This is a genomic window from Paraburkholderia sediminicola, from assembly GCF_046026675.1.
Taxonomy (GTDB): Bacteria; Pseudomonadota; Gammaproteobacteria; order Burkholderiales; family Burkholderiaceae; genus Paraburkholderia; species Paraburkholderia sediminicola_F.
Genome location: NZ_JAQQEY010000002.1, coordinates 2900986 through 2918222, shown reverse-complemented (window position 1 = coordinate 2918222; position 17237 = coordinate 2900986). Strand labels below are relative to the sequence as shown.

At 61.2% G+C, this 17237-nt stretch carries 19 protein-coding genes; 14 read left to right on the top strand and 5 right to left on the bottom strand.

The features are described 5' to 3' along the window. The first annotated feature begins 111 nt into the window (after positions 1-111). The 6 genes from PQQ86_RS32750 (at position 112) to PQQ86_RS32725 (ending at position 4501) form a co-directional block, all read left to right on the top strand. The gene (locus tag PQQ86_RS32750; RefSeq protein ID WP_408276646.1) at positions 112-789 is read left to right on the top strand and encodes a response regulator transcription factor; all 678 of its coding nucleotides are present in this window, start codon (positions 112-114) and stop codon (positions 787-789) included. A 160-nt stretch (positions 790-949) separates the two neighbouring features. After that, the gene (locus PQQ86_RS32745) at positions 950-1333 is read left to right on the top strand and encodes a response regulator transcription factor (RefSeq protein ID WP_408279415.1); all 384 of its coding nucleotides are present in this window, start codon (positions 950-952) and stop codon (positions 1331-1333) included. A gap of 273 nt (positions 1334-1606) precedes the next feature. Next, the gene (locus tag PQQ86_RS32740) at positions 1607-2563 is read left to right on the top strand and encodes a sensor histidine kinase (protein ID WP_408276641.1); all 957 of its coding nucleotides are present in this window, start codon (positions 1607-1609) and stop codon (positions 2561-2563) included. A gap of 52 nt (positions 2564-2615) precedes the next feature. Further along, positions 2616-3005 carry a TetR/AcrR family transcriptional regulator gene (locus PQQ86_RS32735; protein ID WP_408276637.1) on the top strand — a complete coding sequence of 130 codons (390 nt, stop codon included), beginning with the start codon at positions 2616-2618 and terminating at the stop codon, positions 3003-3005. A 188-nt stretch (positions 3006-3193) separates the two neighbouring features. Further along, positions 3194-4105, top strand: coding sequence for a ketopantoate reductase family protein (locus PQQ86_RS32730; RefSeq protein WP_408276634.1), 912 nt, complete (start codon positions 3194-3196; stop codon positions 4103-4105). Between the two features lie 63 nt (positions 4106-4168). Continuing rightward, a complete protein-coding gene (locus PQQ86_RS32725) occupies positions 4169-4501 on the top strand; it encodes a hypothetical protein (RefSeq protein WP_408276631.1) in 333 nt (110 codons plus the stop codon). Positions 4502-4539: 38 nt separating this feature from the next. On the opposite strand, the gene PQQ86_RS32720 is transcribed toward PQQ86_RS32725, so the two are convergent. The 3 genes from PQQ86_RS32720 to PQQ86_RS32710 form a co-directional block, all read right to left on the bottom strand. Beyond that, positions 4540-4914 (bottom strand): hypothetical protein, encoded by a 375-nt coding sequence (locus PQQ86_RS32720; protein WP_408276629.1) that lies wholly within the window; start codon positions 4912-4914, stop codon positions 4540-4542. 211 nt (positions 4915-5125) lie between these two features. Continuing rightward, positions 5126-5554 (bottom strand): hypothetical protein, encoded by a 429-nt coding sequence (locus PQQ86_RS32715; protein WP_408276626.1) that lies wholly within the window; start codon positions 5552-5554, stop codon positions 5126-5128. 237 nt (positions 5555-5791) lie between these two features. After that, on the bottom strand, positions 5792-6538 hold the full coding sequence (locus PQQ86_RS32710; RefSeq protein WP_408276623.1) for a winged helix-turn-helix domain-containing protein: 747 nt from the start codon (positions 6536-6538) through the stop codon (positions 5792-5794). A 468-nt stretch (positions 6539-7006) separates the two neighbouring features. Between PQQ86_RS32710 and PQQ86_RS32705 the strand changes: the two genes are divergently transcribed. From PQQ86_RS32705 to PQQ86_RS32685, 5 genes are all read left to right on the top strand, one after another. Then, positions 7007-7237, top strand: a complete 231-nt coding sequence (locus PQQ86_RS32705) for an HrpF/NolX family T3SS translocon protein (RefSeq protein ID WP_408276620.1) — start codon at positions 7007-7009, stop codon at positions 7235-7237. 50 nt (positions 7238-7287) lie between these two features. Beyond that, the gene (locus tag PQQ86_RS32700) at positions 7288-7410 is read left to right on the top strand and encodes a hypothetical protein (RefSeq protein ID WP_408276617.1); all 123 of its coding nucleotides are present in this window, start codon (positions 7288-7290) and stop codon (positions 7408-7410) included. A 219-nt stretch (positions 7411-7629) separates the two neighbouring features. Continuing rightward, complete coding sequence (locus PQQ86_RS32695; RefSeq protein WP_459252436.1) at positions 7630-8301, top strand: superoxide dismutase; 672 nt, start codon at positions 7630-7632, stop codon at positions 8299-8301. A 65-nt stretch (positions 8302-8366) separates the two neighbouring features. Then, the gene (locus PQQ86_RS32690; RefSeq protein WP_408276611.1) at positions 8367-8843 is read left to right on the top strand and encodes a cupin domain-containing protein; all 477 of its coding nucleotides are present in this window, start codon (positions 8367-8369) and stop codon (positions 8841-8843) included. Between the two features lie 142 nt (positions 8844-8985). Further along, entirely contained in the window at positions 8986-10554 is a 1569-nt protein-coding gene (locus tag PQQ86_RS32685) for a class I adenylate-forming enzyme family protein (RefSeq protein WP_408276607.1), read from the top strand. A 27-nt stretch (positions 10555-10581) separates the two neighbouring features. Here the strand turns inward: PQQ86_RS32685 and PQQ86_RS32680 are convergent, their stop codons facing one another. After that, complete coding sequence (locus PQQ86_RS32680) at positions 10582-11331, bottom strand: SDR family NAD(P)-dependent oxidoreductase (protein ID WP_408276602.1); 750 nt, start codon at positions 11329-11331, stop codon at positions 10582-10584. A 204-nt stretch (positions 11332-11535) separates the two neighbouring features. Here PQQ86_RS32680 and PQQ86_RS32675 point away from each other — a divergent pair, with 204 nt between their 5' ends. The 3 genes from PQQ86_RS32675 (at position 11536) to PQQ86_RS32665 (ending at position 16150) form a co-directional block, all read left to right on the top strand. Then, on the top strand, positions 11536-12585 hold the full coding sequence (locus PQQ86_RS32675) for a hypothetical protein (protein WP_408276599.1): 1050 nt from the start codon (positions 11536-11538) through the stop codon (positions 12583-12585). A 168-nt stretch (positions 12586-12753) separates the two neighbouring features. Further along, entirely contained in the window at positions 12754-14361 is a 1608-nt protein-coding gene (locus PQQ86_RS32670; protein ID WP_408276596.1) for an isochorismatase family protein, read from the top strand. A 427-nt stretch (positions 14362-14788) separates the two neighbouring features. Further along, complete coding sequence (locus PQQ86_RS32665; RefSeq protein WP_408276594.1) at positions 14789-16150, top strand: epoxide hydrolase family protein; 1362 nt, start codon at positions 14789-14791, stop codon at positions 16148-16150. A gap of 52 nt (positions 16151-16202) precedes the next feature. Here PQQ86_RS32665 and PQQ86_RS32660 read toward each other — a convergent pair whose 3' ends face one another. Further along, positions 16203-17075 (bottom strand): alpha/beta fold hydrolase, encoded by an 873-nt coding sequence (locus tag PQQ86_RS32660; protein ID WP_408276591.1) that lies wholly within the window; start codon positions 17073-17075, stop codon positions 16203-16205. Positions 17076-17237: the final 162 nt, after the last annotated feature.

Below are 17237 nucleotides of genomic sequence, written 5' to 3'. Positions count from 1 at the left end.
GGCGCCGCGCTGTTCGCGCGAAGCTTGCGTAGGGTGGCGCCGACGCTTCGAAGACGTTTAACAACCGGGCCGCCCGCACGGCCCTTCATCGAGAGCCTTGCGAACAACGCGATGTCCGATTCCCGACCCTCCCGTACGGCCGCATCATCCTCGCGTCGCGATTGTCGCGTCGTCTATATCGTCGACGACGACGACCTTGTGCGTGGCGCGTTGACCGGGCTCTTGCGCTCGATCGATCTCGAAGTTCACGCGTTCGCCTCAACCGAGGAATTTCTCGCCGCGCCCAAGAGCGCGAATCCATCGTGCCTCGTGCTTGACGTGCGGCTGCGCGGACAGAGCGGCATCGCGTTCCAGAAATCGCTGGCGGAGACCGGCCAGCCGCACATGCCCATCATCTTCATGACGGGCCATGGCGATATCGCGATGACCGTGAAGGCGATGAAGGCCGGTGCGATGGATTTTCTCTCCAAGCCCTTCCGCGATCAGGACATGATCGACGCGGTGGTCGCTGCGCTCGACTGCGACGCCAAACGGCTTGAAACGGACCGCTCGCTGCACGATTTGCGCGCCTGCTGGGAATCGCTGACACCGCGTGAACGCGAAGTGCTCCGGCACGTGGCCGCGGGGCTGATGAACAAGCAGATCGCGGGCAACATGGGGATCGCCGAGATCACGGCCAAAATTCATCGCGGCCAGGCGATGCGCAAGATGAATACGCGTTCGGTGGCGGACCTGGTGCGTAAGATGGAAGCGCTGGGTATGGGTGAGGTCGGCGGAAGCACGCAGTAAGCGTACCGCGCGATGCGCAAGAAGCTGTACCCGTGCAGGGCGGCCGATGGCGCAACTGTACCCATACCTACATATGATGGCGGTACATATCCGCGGCGTTATGCTGGACTATCGGGTAACGGTGGGATGGGCCCATCCGTTCGCCTGGCCTTAGGCAGGTATCGCTTTGTCGCTTTCATCCACCGAACTCGTCGCCATTGTCGACGATGACCCTTTCGTGCGCGCTGCCGCGAGTAGCCTGGTGCGTTCGTTCGGCTGGGAAGCGCGCGAATTCGCGAGTGCGTCGGCATTTCTGGCGTCGGACACGCTGTCGCGAACCCGTTGCCTGATCTGCGACATACAGATGGCCGGTATGGACGGCATCGAGTTGCTCGCCAAGCTCGAAGCCGACGGCATGCGCATTCCCACGCTATTCATCACCGCAATGGCTTCCGCGCGCGCACGCGAACGCGTGCAAGCCAGCTCCGCGCTGTGTCTGATCGAAAAACCCATCGACGCGCTCGAATTCGAGCTACTGATAAGCCGCGCGCTGGGACACGGTTAAACGAAAAGCGACACCGTTGCATGGCGAGGGCAAACCTTCGTAGGGGGTAGACGACCGCTTGTTTGATGGTGCGAACCCTGTGTAGCATGATCTCATCTCTCCTATGCCGTCCGAGGTGACGGCGCCAGGAGAACGAAGATGACCTTCATCCATTTGATACCGTTGCGTGAATCCTTGTTGGAATCGGTGCTGCGAATCTGCACTCGCACGGCGAGACGTTGCTTCTGTCGGTCCGCTGCTGCAACGCGTGCCGACGTGCAGTCGCAACACCGCATGACCGCGATTACGCTCTTTAGCCTGTTCGTCGCGATGACCGTGCCGAATGCTCACGCGACGATGCTCTTCATGCGGCCGTGCCACGCCGACGACACCCTGCTGCTGATCGCGTGCCTGCTAGCGACCGGATTCGCGTTGCTAGTGGCGGCGCTGTGGGTGCATGGGTATGAGCAACGTTCGAGTATCGCGCGACTGGCCGCCGCGATCGAACAGCGCAGCGACACTGACACGCTGCAACAGACCTTGGCGGAGTTCGGACCTCCTACGGTCGTGCGCCTCGTGCGCGCGATGAACGGCGCGCAGCGTCACGATGCCGAGCGCGTCGCAGAATTGCTCGATGTGCTCGCAGCCTACGCACACGACCTGCGGACACCGCTGACGCGCATGGGTCTGCGCTGTGAGCGGCTCGGTGACGGCGATCTGCGTGACGCGATGGAGCGCGATCTCGCCGAGATGGGTGAACTGGTTGAGGCGAGTCTCGCTTGCGCGCGAATGCAATGCTGCGCCGGTGAACCGCTACGGCGCTTCGATGCGGACGGACTGCTCGGCACACTCGTCGATAACTACAAGGATGCGGGCCGCTTGGTCGAACTCGAAGGCCAGGTGGGTTGCCCGGTTGTGACGTGCCCACATGCACTGCGCCGCGTGCTCGTCAATCTGATCGACAATGCCTTGCGCTACGGAAGCGACGTGCGTCTGTGCGTTCGTGTAGACGCGCGGCGCGTGGTGCTCGCGGTGGTCGACTCGGGGCCAGGTATCGCGCCGGCCGAAATGGAAGCGGTGTTCGCGCCTTGGTACCGTGCCCCGCAGACGGCGGCGCGCGCGTCGGGTTCGGGCTTGGGACTCGCAATCGCACGGCGTCTGACGCTCGCGATGCGCGGCGAACTGCAACTCGAAAATCGCCGCAGCGGCGGACTCGAAGCGAGAGTGACGCTGCCTCTCGCGGTGGCGTGATGCTCTGACCACCGGCGATCCGAAGACGCCCGGCATTCTCAAGCGGGAATTCATGAAAGATGCGCCCGATGTTGCGACGCTATGCCGGGAGCTGGATGTCGCGCTGGTGGCACGCACGCACCCACACACCACGCCGATGGACGGGTTTCTTATCATGCTGCGATCAGCAAATAATGAGCAGGCCTCGAGCATTCTCCGCAAGAAATTCGAAGCGCACTTTGCCCAGCCGCTCGCCGCGCTGCTGCCCGGACCGGAATCAGCGCAGCGCGCGGCCATGCTTCTGGCCGTTATCGCTGGGATCCAGCTTATGCGGCAGATCGTGGAGTTGGCGGCATTGACGCAGGCCAAGCCAGATGAACTGGCCGGGCGAATCGAAACGGTTTTTGGCTTGCTGGTGAAAGACGTGCCTAGAGGAAATCCTCAGACTCGGAAATCGCCGTAGCGGCGAATGCGAGGCGAGAGTGACGCCGCCCCTCGCGGCGGGGTCGCTCACCGGCCAGTCGCGATCCGAAACCTCTCACGCAAATTCGTGGAATAAGCGGCCGATTGCAAGTGTTTTCGACTCAACCTCGCGTGCCGAACGAATCAGGTTCATCCGAGGCGTTGAAAATTTTCTATCTGAGGGTGTGAATGAAAGTTGCAGTGATGGGCGCGGGTGCAGTGGGTTGCTTCTATGGCGGAATGCTCGCGCGAGCCGGGCACGAGGTGGTGCTGATCGGCCGGCCGAATCATGTTCGCGCGATCGAGCGAGAAGGGCTGCGTCTACAGACGCCGCTCTTCGACGAAGCGGTTGCCGTATCGGCGAGCATCGAGGCGAGCGGGGCCGCGGGTGCGGAGCTGGTGTTTTTTTGCGTCAAGTCGTCCGATACGGAGACAGCTGCGGCAGCGATGAAACCGCATCTTTCCCGCGATGCGCTCGTCGTCACGTTGCAAAACGGCGTTGATAATGCGGAACGCGTGCGTAGCGTCATAACGCAGGAAGTTTGCGCGGCGGTGGTCTACGTCGCGTGTGAAATGGCCGGACCGGGGTACGTGCGGCATCACGGCCGCGGCGAACTGATCGTCGAACCGGGCGAAGCCGCTGGGCGCATGGCGCGCATCGCGAATGCCGCGGGCATTCAGACTGAGTTGTCCGCGAACGTGCGCAGTGCGTTGTGGGAGAAACTTGTTCTGAACTGCGCGTACAACGCTATTTCCGCACTGGTGCAATTGCCGCTCGGCGAGTTGCGCCGGCTGGGCGGCGCGGGCGTGGAAACGGCGATGCGCGATATCGTCGCCGAATGCATTGCTGTTGCGCGTGCGGACGGCGTCGATATGCCGGACGATGTGGATGCCACCGTGCAAAGCATCTTGAGCACCATTCCGGCAGGACAGTATTCGTCGACGGCGCAAGACCTTGCGCGCAACCGCCGCAGCGAAATCGGGCATTTGAACGGCCACATCGTGCGTCGAGGAGCTGCGCTCGGCATTCCGACGCCGGTCAATCATCTGCTGCTGATCTTGATCCAGATTCTGGACAATCGGCAGAACCTGGGCACGTAATGCGCCGAACGGCGCTCGTACGCATTTCCGCGAACGCGTTACGAGCGCAGCTTCAACGCGGCCTTGATCGCATCCGTTGAGTTCTTCGCCGCATCGGCCGGTTCGAGACCCGGTTCGCCGATCATGCCCGCGATCTTCTCGTGCTTTTTATCGCCCGACGCGCGTACGATTCGGCTCGCTGCCGGCCTCGTGCAATCGGCCGAGCGTCTCGGGATGCGCGCGTCGCATTGCCTTTTGCACAATCTCCGCGATGTGTGCGCTGACGATATCGTTTTCCGCGCTTTTATACAGTCCGGCTTTGCGATCGTCGATCAGCAAGCCGGGCAGCCGATAGCCAAAATTGTTCTGCTGTGTCGTTTTGCGGCGAGCGTTGTCGTAGAGCTTCGTAAACGCTGACCTGCGCTTCGAGCGGCGCTTGATCGAAGTCAGGGGTCCTACTGGCTAAATGCGTCACTTGACGCTGCACGTCGTCGGCTTTTTTCGTCGCGCAGATTTTGCCGCGTTTCGAGCGCGAACTTCTTCATGTCCAACGCGTCCTTCACCGCGTTGAGCGACTGCCCGGCGACGATCAGCGGCGCGGCCACGCCATGCGTGCCGGCGGCAAGCACGGCGCGGGCCGTCGCGGCAGTGACTGACGTTGCGCTCTCGTATAGCGCGCCTTTGCGCCGGTTGCCCTGGTTCTCGGCAATGCACATCGCCACGAGCAAATCGCGCGCGCGTTGATGTTGCAGATGAGCGGGATCGCTCGCCGCGCGCAGCAGCTTCGGTTTGTTGTATGGCCATTGGCCGCTTTCGCACGTGACGGTCATGTTTTCGGGCGTGGTTTGCGGCGTCGTATTCTCCGTGTGTGCGGCTGATTACGGCGTTGCTCCCATCGACCGGATCCATCTTGATGCCCTTTTTTTGGGGAGGCGGGCAACCAGGCGAACGGCCGCACGTCCTCTTCCAGCATTGCTGCGAGCTTCTGCTGATAACTCTCGCTGGTCTGATGCGCGACCATGGCTGATGCGCCGCTTGCGATCATGCCGGGAATCTCGTGCCGGTATGGACGTCGTGGGCGAAGCCGCTGCCAGCCGCGCGCGAATCCGCGCCGAGCACGCCGGTGAGCGGCTTCTTGGAAGCCAGATTGAGCGCCGTGAAACCTTTCTGGCCACTGCCCAAGGCATTCCTGATCGCGTTGAACACGCCCGTGCCCCCGCTACCGTTCGGCGGCACGATTTTTTGAATGTCGACGGTCGCGAGCTGCGGCTTGGGCAGTGGCCTCTGCCGAAGTTGATCGCGGTAGGCGCCGTTCTGCACGGGCTCGCGCTTCGGCCTGTATGGCGCGAGTTGCGCAGGAAACGGTGCGCGCGACGAAGCGCCGGGTGCAGCACCGTTCGCCACCTCATCGTCATGCGCGGTTGGCGTGACGGAACCAGGCGTTGCGGGCATCCCATCGATACGCGGCATCTGAAGACTCTCCGGTCAGGTTCTCATGCAGACAACGGTAGCCGCGAGCCCATGACGGCTCCGTGATTGCGCAAAGTCATGAGCGTGCCGGCCGTTCTCGTCGAAACACATCCCATCAACTTTGCAGACGGTCGCATCGATCTGGCCAACTGACCACGAGATAATCTGGCGGCCCGCGCAGTGGGTCGCCAGAACTCTGCATTTTTCAGGATTCTTATGCGCGATCGTCGAGGTGAATCAGGACACGGCCTCCATGACTCGCATGCGCGTCGCGCAGATGTTGCGATGATGAGGTGTCTGAATCTGTTCGAGCATGTAACCGAGTGAATACACGGTGCGCAGTTTTAGACCGGTGAGTTCGTCGAATTCGAGCTTGGCGCGCAACTTGTAGATGTGCTGTTCGAGCGAGCGCACGGCGATATCGAGTTCCTTGCCCCACACCGCGTGCGCCAGTTCTTTGCGTGTGATGAGCGCGCCCGGATTTGAAAAGAACAGCCACGCGATGATGAATTCGCGCGCCGTGAGCCGCACGCGTCTGTCGACCGTGACGAATTCGCGCGTCGTCCGGTACAGCGTGGACGAGCCGAGCGTGATGAAGCTCTGCGCCGCGGATGTGCCGCGCCGGCTCTCCACCGCATGACGGCCGCGCGCGACGATTTCTTCGAGGCGCAACTCGCCCACCACGATTTCGTCGACCCCGGCGTGCAGCGCATTGGTCATGCTAACCGAGTCCCACCATTGACCGATCATCATGACCGGCAAGTCCTGCCTGAAGTGGCACGCGCGCCACGCGAGCACCAGGTTGCTAGCGGAGAATTCCGTTGCGGATTCGATGATCACCAGATCCGGCGGACTGCGCTCGAGTGAGCGGATCAGGCCGAGTTCATCGGTATAGCGAACACAGTCCGGCGCGCCGTCCGCTTCGAAAGCACCCTTGATCCGTCGGAAGGTGGAGTCGTTGCGCGTTAGTAAAGCGATTTGCATGATCGTTCCAAAGATGAGAATGGTTGACCGAGGCGCGTGCCAGACAAGTTTTTCGTTCTGGCGGCGCGGCGTTCGTCTCACGTCCCTGATCACACAACACGCGATAGTCGTGTCCTATTCCATTTTCTTTTTCGATCGCTGAACGCCGGTGGGAGGGCGCGTTAGGCGCGTGGCGTCGATTGGCGCTACGCGCGAATCCAGATGAAGGCGCCTGAGGCGACGGCCTGATATTTCTCGTCTGTGGCTTGAAGAATGTTCTGGTGTCTGCGCATAGCACACGCGGTCGGACGACACCGCCGTCGTGTACTGACCATCGGCCTCGGCGGTGGGAACGGGGTCTCTGCCGGGTTGCCTCGATGCGCAACTCCTTGACGTTGGCGTCGAGCGTCGCATGCAGTTCGGTCAGGTGCGCGTCCGCGAGTTCCCGATTGGCCTGCTCGGCGGCGACGACGTCGGGCGGCGGCAACGATGCTTTGGCGCGGATTCAGCGCCATCGACGTCACGCCCGACGCGATCGCCAACCTCAAGATTCTGCTGATCAGTCAACTGGCCGCGCTAGGCTCGGTAGGCGCGCAGGCAATCTCCAGCGGATACAAGCTCGCCGACACCGCGCTCGAAGGCGGCGACATGAAGCAGGCCGGCATCAAGGCGGCCTTCGATGTTGGCGGTGCGGCGCTCGGCGCGCTGACGGGGCGCTAAAGGGCGCGGAATCGGCGGCGCTGGGGGCGGCATATCAGGCGGACAAAGGCGTGATCAACAAGACAGCCGCTAAGGAAGCGGGCAAGGAGATCGCCAAGGACGGTGCAAAGGAAGTCGCCGGCACGGAGTACGACGCGGACAAGGACGATTTGCGGCTGCCGGGCGCGGCCTGATGACAGCGGCGCGCCTCGACGCGTCCCGACAGACGCGGGCAAATTAATCTCGCCACGCTGGAATAGCCGGACTGCGTGGAATGTTGTGTGAATGCGGCCGGACAGTACGAGCGCCGCGCCACATTACTGGGGATTCAAAACATGCTCAAATCGTCTATCTCCCGCCGTCGTTTGATGGCAACCGGATCGCTGGCGTCGGTCGGCGGACTGCTGTCGAAGATGTCGCTCGGCGCCACCACGCAGGCCGCGCCGGCGACTGCAACGTCGCGTGTCGTGCCGGCCTATCTCGGCGCGTCGCCGCAAAGCCTGCCTCCGCTGCCATGGGCCAATAACGCGCTCGAGCCCGTCATATCGGCACGCACGATCGGGATTCACTACGGCAAGCATCATCGCGCGTACTTTGACAATCTGCACAAACTGCTGGCCGGCACCTCGCTCGAAAAGGCCTCGCTCGAACAATTGATCATGCAGTCACACGATCAACCCGCGCTCGTGGACGTGTTCAACAATGCGGCGCAGGCGTGGAATCACAACTTCTATTGGAACTCGCTCAGTCCGCAGTCCAGCGCGCCCAGCGAGAAGCTGCAAGCGGCGATCAATCGCAAGTTCGGTTCCACCGAAGCGTTGACCAAAGCATTGGTGGCGACCTCAGCATCACAGTTTGGCAGCGGCTGGGGATGGCTGGTAGTCGATCAGGGCGAGCTGGCGGTCGTCAAGACCAGCAACGCGGAAACGCCGTTCACGCGCGGTCAGGTGCCGCTGCTGACCATCGATGTGTGGGAGCATGCGTATTACCCCGACTATCAGAATCGCCGGCCGGATTATCTGGTCGCGACCGTATCGTGCCATTTGAACTGGGCGTTTGCTTCGACGAATCTGGATCGGGTTTGATCCAGCGCGTCCCTAACTGACCTATCTTGCCCGACATGACTTCGACAAACGCGCCCGTGCCCGTCATGGAACTTTCGCCGCCCGCCTATACGTTTCTGGGAGTACGTATGCGCGTGTTGCTCTCGTCGCTGCAAACCGGCGGCCAATTCTCCATGATCGAGGGCATCATGCCGCCCGGTGGCGACGGCGGCCTGCACGTTCATCATCGCGAAGACGAATCCATGTTCATCGTCGAAGGTGAACTGGAAGTCACGATCGGCGATACGGTCAGGATACTGCAGGCAGGTTCGTCGTGTTTCACCCCGCGCGGCGTGCCGCAACGATTACGCAATCGCGGCACCGTGCCGATGCGCGGCATTGTGGTCACGACGCCAGGCGGATTCGACGAATTCATCACAACAGCAGGTATGCCGCTCGACGAAGCCGCCGCGGCGCGCGAAACACAGCCGAGCGCGCCGCCTCCTTCGACGGAACAGCTGGCCGGCTTGTTGCGACTCGCTGAAACGTACGGCATCACGATTCTGATTCCGCCTGGCGCGTGACGGCAATCGCGACGCAGTCCAGTCTCGCCGCGAGATGACATGGAATAAAAATCGTGCCCAGACGTTGTATTCGATACCTGCATGCGCATTGGCGCACCGCCTGAAGCATCGTCGATCAGTTCCGTTCACGCGCCGGATGAGCATGCAGTCTGATCAATTTCATGAACCGGTCGTGTGCATGATTCTGGAAAAGTTGTACGCCGTTCGCGGCAAAGCATTGTCTCCCGCACAGGAAGGTGTTTCCCGTCATGTGGTGTTGGTGAGCAAAAGCGGCGAGACGTGGGCCCTCGAACGGCTACTCGATGGCGCGGCGCGTGTCGCGGCCGGTCTCGCCAACGCGGGTGTGGTGCCCGGCGATCGCGTCGCGCTTCACCTTGGCAACAGTCCGGAGTTCGCCATCGCGTATATCGCGTGCTTCCAGCTCGGGGCCATCGCGGCGCCTTTGAACCTGCGCTTCAAGCAGCCGGAACTCGAGGACATCATGGCGCGCCTCGCGCCGCACGCATACATCGGCGAAGCGGACAGAGTGGGGCCGATGGCCACCGCGCTGAACAATAGCGTCGATGTGCAGCGCCGTTTCGTGCTCGGCGAGCAGTCCGCCGTGCGTGCGATGACGTGGGAGTCGCTCGTCGAAACGGTGCCGCAAGCGTCATCGGAGGCTGCGTCCGCAGCACTGTCGTTCGCCGTTGATCCAACCGCGCCGGCCGTGTTGCTGTCCAGTTCCGGAACGACCGGTATGCCCAAGCTTATCGCGCACAGCCAGGCGACCTTGGTGGAAGTAGCGGCTCGGCTTGCGTCGAACGTCATCGCGGACGCGCGCACCTTCGCGTTTTTCGCGCCGATGGTCCATGCCTCGGGGCTGTTTTATTTCCTCGCCGCGTGTCTGTCCGGGACGACCATCGTCATGGTCGACGCGGCCGATCCCGACGGCATCCTGGACGGCATCGAAGCGCACCGCTGCGACAGCTTCACGGCATCTCGCACCGTCGTCACGCAGCTGCTCGCCCGGCAGGCAGAACGGCCGCGCGATGTGCGTTCACTGAGCCGTTGCGTCACCTCCGGCGACCTTTGCCCTGCCAGTACGCGCGAGGCTTTTCAGGCGGCCATGGGCGCGTCGCTGCGCACCATGTGGGGCTCGACTGAAGGTGCGGGATCGCTCGGCTGCTCGGACTCCATGAAGTCGGAGTACCGCCCGACCGTGGGCATCGAAACCAGACTGCTCGACGCGCACGGCGCCGACGTGAAGCCCGGCGGAACAGGCGAACTGGCGATCCGCGGCCCCAACGTCGCGCTGGGCTACTGGACGCGCGAGACCGGCGTCGCTTCTTTCCCAGATGGCTGGTACCTGACGGGCGATTCGATGCGCGACGTCGGCGACGGCCACTATACGTTCGTGTCGCGTATCAAGGATCTGATCGTGCGGGCGAGCTCGAACATCTCACCACTGGAAGTGGAGCAGGTGCTGCTGCGGCATCCGGATGTGGAAGACGCGGGGGTGGTCGGCGTGCCGGATCATGAACTGGGTCAGCGCGTGGTGGCGTTCGTGCATCTGGCCGCAGGCGCGAGCGCCGATCGGCTCACGCACGTGATGCAATTCGCGTCCTCGCAGTTGGCTGACTACAAGGTGCCTGAGAAGCTGATCTCGCTCGCCGAGTTGCCGCGCGGTCCAATGGGTAAAATGGACCGGGCGGCACTGCTGAGAATGGTTTGAACGATAAATCGCGCTACGCATTCGGCCTTAGATAAAGCTCATCCCGCCGTTGACCGCGATGGTTTGCCCGGTCACGAAGCCGTTATTTACGAGCATCACGACGACGTCCGCGACTTCGAATGGTTCGCCGAGGCGGCCCATCGGCAAGCGCGCCACGGCGTTGCCTGCCTTGAGCGGAGCGGTCATGTCGGTGTCGATTGCGGCGGGCGAGACTGCGTTGACGGTGACGCCTTCACCCGCCACCCGGCTAGCATACGCACGCGTCAAGCCTTCGAGCCCGGCCTTCGACGCGCTGTAGTGAACGCCGACCATGCCCGGACCACGCGCGGCCGCGGACGACAGATTGACCACGCGTCCCCAACCGCGTGCACGCATGCCCGGCAGAACGGCCTGGGTGCACAGAAACGCCGATTTCAGGTTGACGGCCAGTGACTCATCGAACTGCGTTTCCGTGAGATCGGCCACGTCGATCATCGGACCGATGCCCGCGTTGTTGACCAGAATGTCGATCTCGCCAAGCTTCGAGCGCGTATGCGCGACGATGGCCGCGACATCTTCGCCACGCGACACGTCGCCTTGTACCGGGATGGCCTTGCCGCCGAGTCTTTCTATGTCCACCACGGTGGCTTCGGCGCCTTGGACGTGCTCGCGATAATTGATCGCGACGGCGACGCCCGCCGCCGCCAACGCGCTCGAAATCGCGCGTCCGATGCCGCGCGAACCGCCGGTGACCAGCGCGACTTTTCCGTTCAGTGATCCGACGTTCAGTGTAATCATCAAAACTCCATTCGATAAAATGCGGTCCCGCGAATCGGCCGCATATCCGGATGGTTTCGCGCGAGCCGAGGCGAACGCGTTAAACATCCGCGCATGGAGAGCATAGTGGTCCGCGTTCGACGCGAAAGTGCATCGCGCCGAATCTTTGTATGGCCGCGCGAAACTTCTAGCGGAGCAGGGACCGCTTTGCTCGAGTAGCCTACGATGCGAAAACCTTCGGATATCGAAAGTCCACTTTGCGTGCGCCGTGCATCGCGCCGGGACGTTACCGATACTAAGGCCTTCCATGGGACGCAATGGCCAATTTTGGGGCTCCCGCAACGACGGAATGCACTGTCATTGCGGGGCGCCAACGCGGCAAGCACGGTGAGCGCCGTGTCGCAGAGCGCGCGGCCCGAAACGGGCCGGCTTGGCGGCAAAGTCGTTGATATTCCCGGTCTTCATATGGTGCCCGGTGTGCCGGACGCCGAAAAAGCCGCGCAAATCGAGGCGCGCATCAATGAGGCAATGAGCGAAAAATACGGCGAGGTGAAGGTGTTCGGCTATCACGTCACGCCGGAAGCCAACGTCAATTCGATCCGTAACGAGGGATTCTCCGCCGAGAAGAATCAGGGCGCGGCCGGTGGCATCGCGGGAATGAATATTCGGGGGGCGGGCTTATATATGTCGCACAAACCCTGCTCGGACTACGCGAGTCCGGATCAGACATCCGTCATGTTCGCCCTGGTCGCTCCGAAGGATATCGGCTTGAAAGAGAGCCTGAATTCCCCAGGCAAGTTATGGGACGCGAAAAACGAGGCGGCCGACACCGCGGACGGCGACTTCATCGTTTCCGGTTCCGATTCGTACAAGATCAATCCGGGTTCGATCAACAAGTTCGGTCTGGTGCAGATCGTTCGCCTCGAGCCCAGAATGTCGAAGGAAATACTTGCGGAACGTGCCGCGATGACGGCGAAGCCGCAGGCGCCCAAACAACCAACGGAAAAACTAAAGCAGTGGGTCTCCGAACATGCTCAAAACGAACCGTCTTTAAATAATCTCAACGGTTTGTCGTTTGATCAAAAGCTCGAAAAGTTCAACACGGTAGCCAATCGACTAGTTGCTACTGAAAACGCTCCTTCTGATGCTATTCATAGATTGGTGATGATCAGTTTGAAGAGTCTTTATTTATCAGAAGCTGAAATTGCCGCGCAACGAGGAGTCCCGGGCAACAGTGCGAACGCACGCCAAGGCGTCAATGGTGCAATGCGTTGACGGGCCGGGGCATGCCTTGCCTATCGGCGGCTCCGTGTGAACGAGTCAGTGCGGCAACGCTTCGCGCAGTCATCTTGGCTTTCGTCTGGTACACGTTGCGCCGCGTCGGGTCACGTAACGTCGGTCGGTCGTCGCACTCATTCATTCACCGTGCTCAACGAGGCCCACATGAATTTCATCCAGGGATTGCGGCGGCTTTCCGCCGTTTCAGTCGGAGTTGCAGCGATCGCGTTGGCATCGCCGGCGCATGCGGCCGGCGCGGTTGATGCGTGGGTCGGCACCTGGGCGGTCGCCCCGCAGACCACCCAAGGCCCGATCAACTACGCCGGCAAGACGCTGCGTCAGATCATGCATACGAGCGTGGCGGGCACGTCAGCGCGCATTCATCTGTCCAACCTGCTCGGCGACGTGCCACTCAGCGTCACTGATGTGCACATTGCACTGCGCGACAACGGATCGGCGATCCGGCCCGAGACCGATAAGCGCATAACGTTTTCGGGTGGAAGTTCCGCGACGATCAAGGCTGGCGATTCATTGGTCAGCGACAGCGTTGATTTCAACGTTCCGGCGCTTTCGGATGTCTTGGTGAGCTTTTACGTGTCGGCGCCGACCAATGCGCTCACCGGGCATAGCTTCTCAAACCAGAACAAGTACGTGGCGAGCGGCGATGTCGCCGGTCAAGCGTTCATCCAGGCGGACGAGAGCGGCGACTACGAGTTCCTCACCAATCTCGATGTTCAGGGACCGGGCCTGAACGGCGCCGTGATCGCGATCGGCGCGTCGGTGACCGACGGCTATCGTTCGTCGGACGGTCAGAACAAGCGATGGACCAACGACCTGGCGACACGCATCGTCAACGCGAAGCTCGGTGTCGGCGTGCTGAATCAGGGCATCACCGGAAATGGTTTGCTGGTCGAAAAAGGCTCGGGGCCGAGCACGGTCAACCGTTTCGATCGCGATGTTCTCTCTCAGGCGGGCGTACGCTGGGTCATTTTGTCCGATAGTGCATGGAACGACCTCGAGACGGACAGTCCTGTCGTGACGAGCGCGGACATCATTCCCGCTATCCAGGCACTGATCGCCAAGGCGCACGGGAAGGGCGTCAAGTTCATCTGCTCGACGCTCACACCCGGCAAGGACGGCGACGGATGGACGCTGGCGCGCGAGGCCGAGCGGGAAAAGATCAATGCATTCGTGCGTGGCGGCGGCAGCGGCTGCGACGGAATCGTCGATCAGGACACGCCGCTGCACGATCCCTCAAACCCGACGAAATACCTGCCGGCATACGACTCCGGCGATCACGTGCATCCGAACGACGCCGGTTATCAGGTAATCGCCAACTCCGTAAATCTCGCGCTGTTGCGACTCGTGCCGCTCGATACGATCGCGACGCCGCAAGGCTGCAGCAACATCAACCCGGAGAAAATCGCGTGGGATAACGAAACCGTCGAAGAGCTGCAGGCGCTTTTCCGGCCGGGGGGCAATCATCTGTTTGAGAAGGCGCTACAGACCGCGTTCGTCGGCACCGACCTGCCATTGGAGCTTGCCCGCAAGCGGGTGCAGGTGATTGTGCTGACCGGCATTCATCTCGACTGGCGCATTGAAGGCAATGCCCGGGCCGCACGAGACAACGGCTATCTTCCCATCGTGATTGGAGACGCGACGAGTACCCAGAAACCGGAACAGGCAAGGGCGGTTTTCGAACGCATCAACAATTTTTTTGCGCCGGTCATTTCATCTCAAACGTTCGTCGAACTGCTCAACAAGATGACTTAACGCTGCAATAAGCGCCGCGCGGCGCTTATTTGCCGGAAATGCAGTGACAATTGAGGAATGAAACGAACAATTGCAGCAAAGCGCACCTGCCAACGACGCCACCTCCCAATCGAGATACGGCTTCTCGCTCGCCGCGATCAGCGTTGAGCCTGCGAATGGGCCGAGCCAACGCGCTCACGCCTTCGGGACGCAGGGCCGTCGTCGACGCCCTCATAACTAAAACAAACCGGAATCCGTGAATCTCTGGACAGGTTCACCCATTTGTATCCCAACGTATCTGCCTAACCTTCAAGTACAGAAATACACAAATCGGTAGGCGATCGACAAATCCTGGATACACAAGCCGAGCACAGTACTGCCAAGCGAGCACAAGAGACGAGATGGTTCGCGACTGTCTTCCGTACATCAAGTTCATAGGAGAGCATCCATGTTTGCAGCAGCCCGTCCGACCGCGCCTTTCCGTACCAACGCCAGCAGGGGATTAACGATGGCGATCGGATTGGTCCTGCTCGTCTCCGCAAGCTATCTGCGCCCCGCATACTCCGCCGACAGTGCGTCGATTTCTCCGGCGGCGGGCACGAACGGCGACGACAGCATTCGGCCGTTTCGCGTTCAGGTTCCGCAAGCACAACTCGATGACCTGCGTAGACGCATCGCGCAAACGCGGTGGCCGGACAAGGAAACTGTCAAGGACGATTCGCAGGGCATCCAGTTGGCGAAGGTTCAGGATCTCGTACGCTATTGGGGCACCGATTACGACTGGCGCAAAGCCGAGGCTCAGCTCAATGCGCTGCCCGAGTTCGTGACCACCATCGATGGGGTCGACATCCAGTTCATCCGCGTTCGTTCGCGCTACCCCAATGCATTGCCTATCATCCTGACTCACGGCTGGCCGGGCTCGACGTTCGAGTTCATCAAGGCGATCGGCCCGTTGACCGATCCGGTGGCTTACGGAGGACGTCCGGAAGACGCGTTTGATGTCGTGATCCCGTCGATTCCAGGCTATGGCTTTTCGGGCAAGCCCAAGGACTTGGGCTGGGGACCCGACCGCACCGCACGGGCGTGGGACGTGTTGATGAAACGCCTCGGATACACGCACTACGTCTCGCAAGGCGGTGACCATGGCTCAGTGATTTCCGACGCGCTCGCGCGTCAGGCGCCCCCCGGTCTGCTTGCCATTCACCTCAATATGCCGGCTACCGTTCCGGGCAACCTCGTGACGGCTATCAATGGCGGCGCCCCGGCTCCAGCTGGCCTGGCAGGGTCCGAGCGGGAAGCATTCGATTCGCTGAGCACGTTCTTCGGCAGAAACGCGGCATACGGTGCACTGATGGTCACGCGCCCGGAGACGATCGGATACTCGCTCGCGGATTCGCCTTCGGGCCTCGCGGCCTGGATGTATGAGAAGTTTGCGCAATGGAGCGACAGCGGTGGGGTGCCCGAGCGTGTCCTGAGCAAGGATGAGATGCTGAACGACATCACGCTGTATTGGCTGACCAACACAGGCGCATCGTCGTCGAGGTTCTACTGGGAAAATAACAACAACAACTTCAGCTCTGTTGCGCAAAAGACCAGGGACATCAAGGTTCCGGTAGCGATCAGTGTGTTTCCGCATGAGATCTATCGTGCACCCAAGACCTGGAGCGAGCAGGCATATCCCTCACTGTATTACTATCACCAGGCTTCCAAAGGCGGTCACTTTGCGGCTTGGGAACAGCCGCAACTCTTTGCGGAGGAGTTGCGCACGGCATTCAAGCCAGTGCGTCAATCGGCCGCGAAAGCGGAGTAGCAAGGACAGGTTGCGAATGCGCGTTGCGCCCTCGACAGCGCAACGCGGCTGCTCATTCGTCTCCGAGAAAATGCAGCATCGCGAAGTTGAATGCTTTCGGGTCCTGCAAGAACGCGAAGTGACTCGTGTTCGGCAGGATCTGCAAGCCGGCGCCTGGAATGGTCGCAGCGATGTACTCGGTATGACTGCGCTTGATCGCCTCGTCATGGTCGCCGTCCATCACGAGCACCGGCGACGTGATCTTTTTCAGCTGATCGTCGCTCCAGTTCGGCTGCGACGCCCACATATGGCTGATCTGCTCCACGAACGCGTCATACTGCTTCGGCGTGGCGGACAAGCGGGCGTACTCGTTGCCGGCACGCTTGATGTACGCGGCAAAAGTCGGATTCTTTTCAACGCCATCGATCACGCCGTCGGTCTTTGTATTCGCGGCGAACGCGACCACCTTTCCGACGCGCGCCGGGTAGCGAATCGCAAGGTCCAGCCCGATGATCGCGCCGTCGCTCCAACCGACCACGTCCGTTTTTTCCAGATGCAACTTGTCCATCACGGCAACGACGTCGTCGGCCATCAAGTCGTATCCGTATGGACGCGTATCGCGGGTGCTGCGTCCGTGGCCACGGCTATCGATCACGATGACCTTGTGGCGCTTCTTCAATGCCTCGACCTGGTTGCTAAGGTAATCCGAATTGGCAAGCCCCCCGTGCAGCACGATAACCGGGGAGCCGCGGCCTACTGTTCCGTAGTAGAGATGTATGCCGTTTACGTCCGCTTTGCCTGTCTGTTCGCCCGCGACCGGCGCGGGTGTCGGTGGCAAAGTTTGCCAGCGTTCTTCAGCCAACGCGTGCTGCACAGAAAATACCGCGCAGACATACAAAAAAACGCGCTGAGCACGCGGCCAATGCGAATTTGATTTTCCGGACATGAGACGAATTCCTGGGTGTAAGAAGATGGAAATGTATTTGCGCGCCGCGGCGGCCTTTCTCTCGTTCCACTGTGACAATATCGTAACCCGATGCAATGCGTTGCAGCGGTTGGACGGATATCCAGAGCGCACCATAGAAGCTCCGAAAACTGGATTCGATAT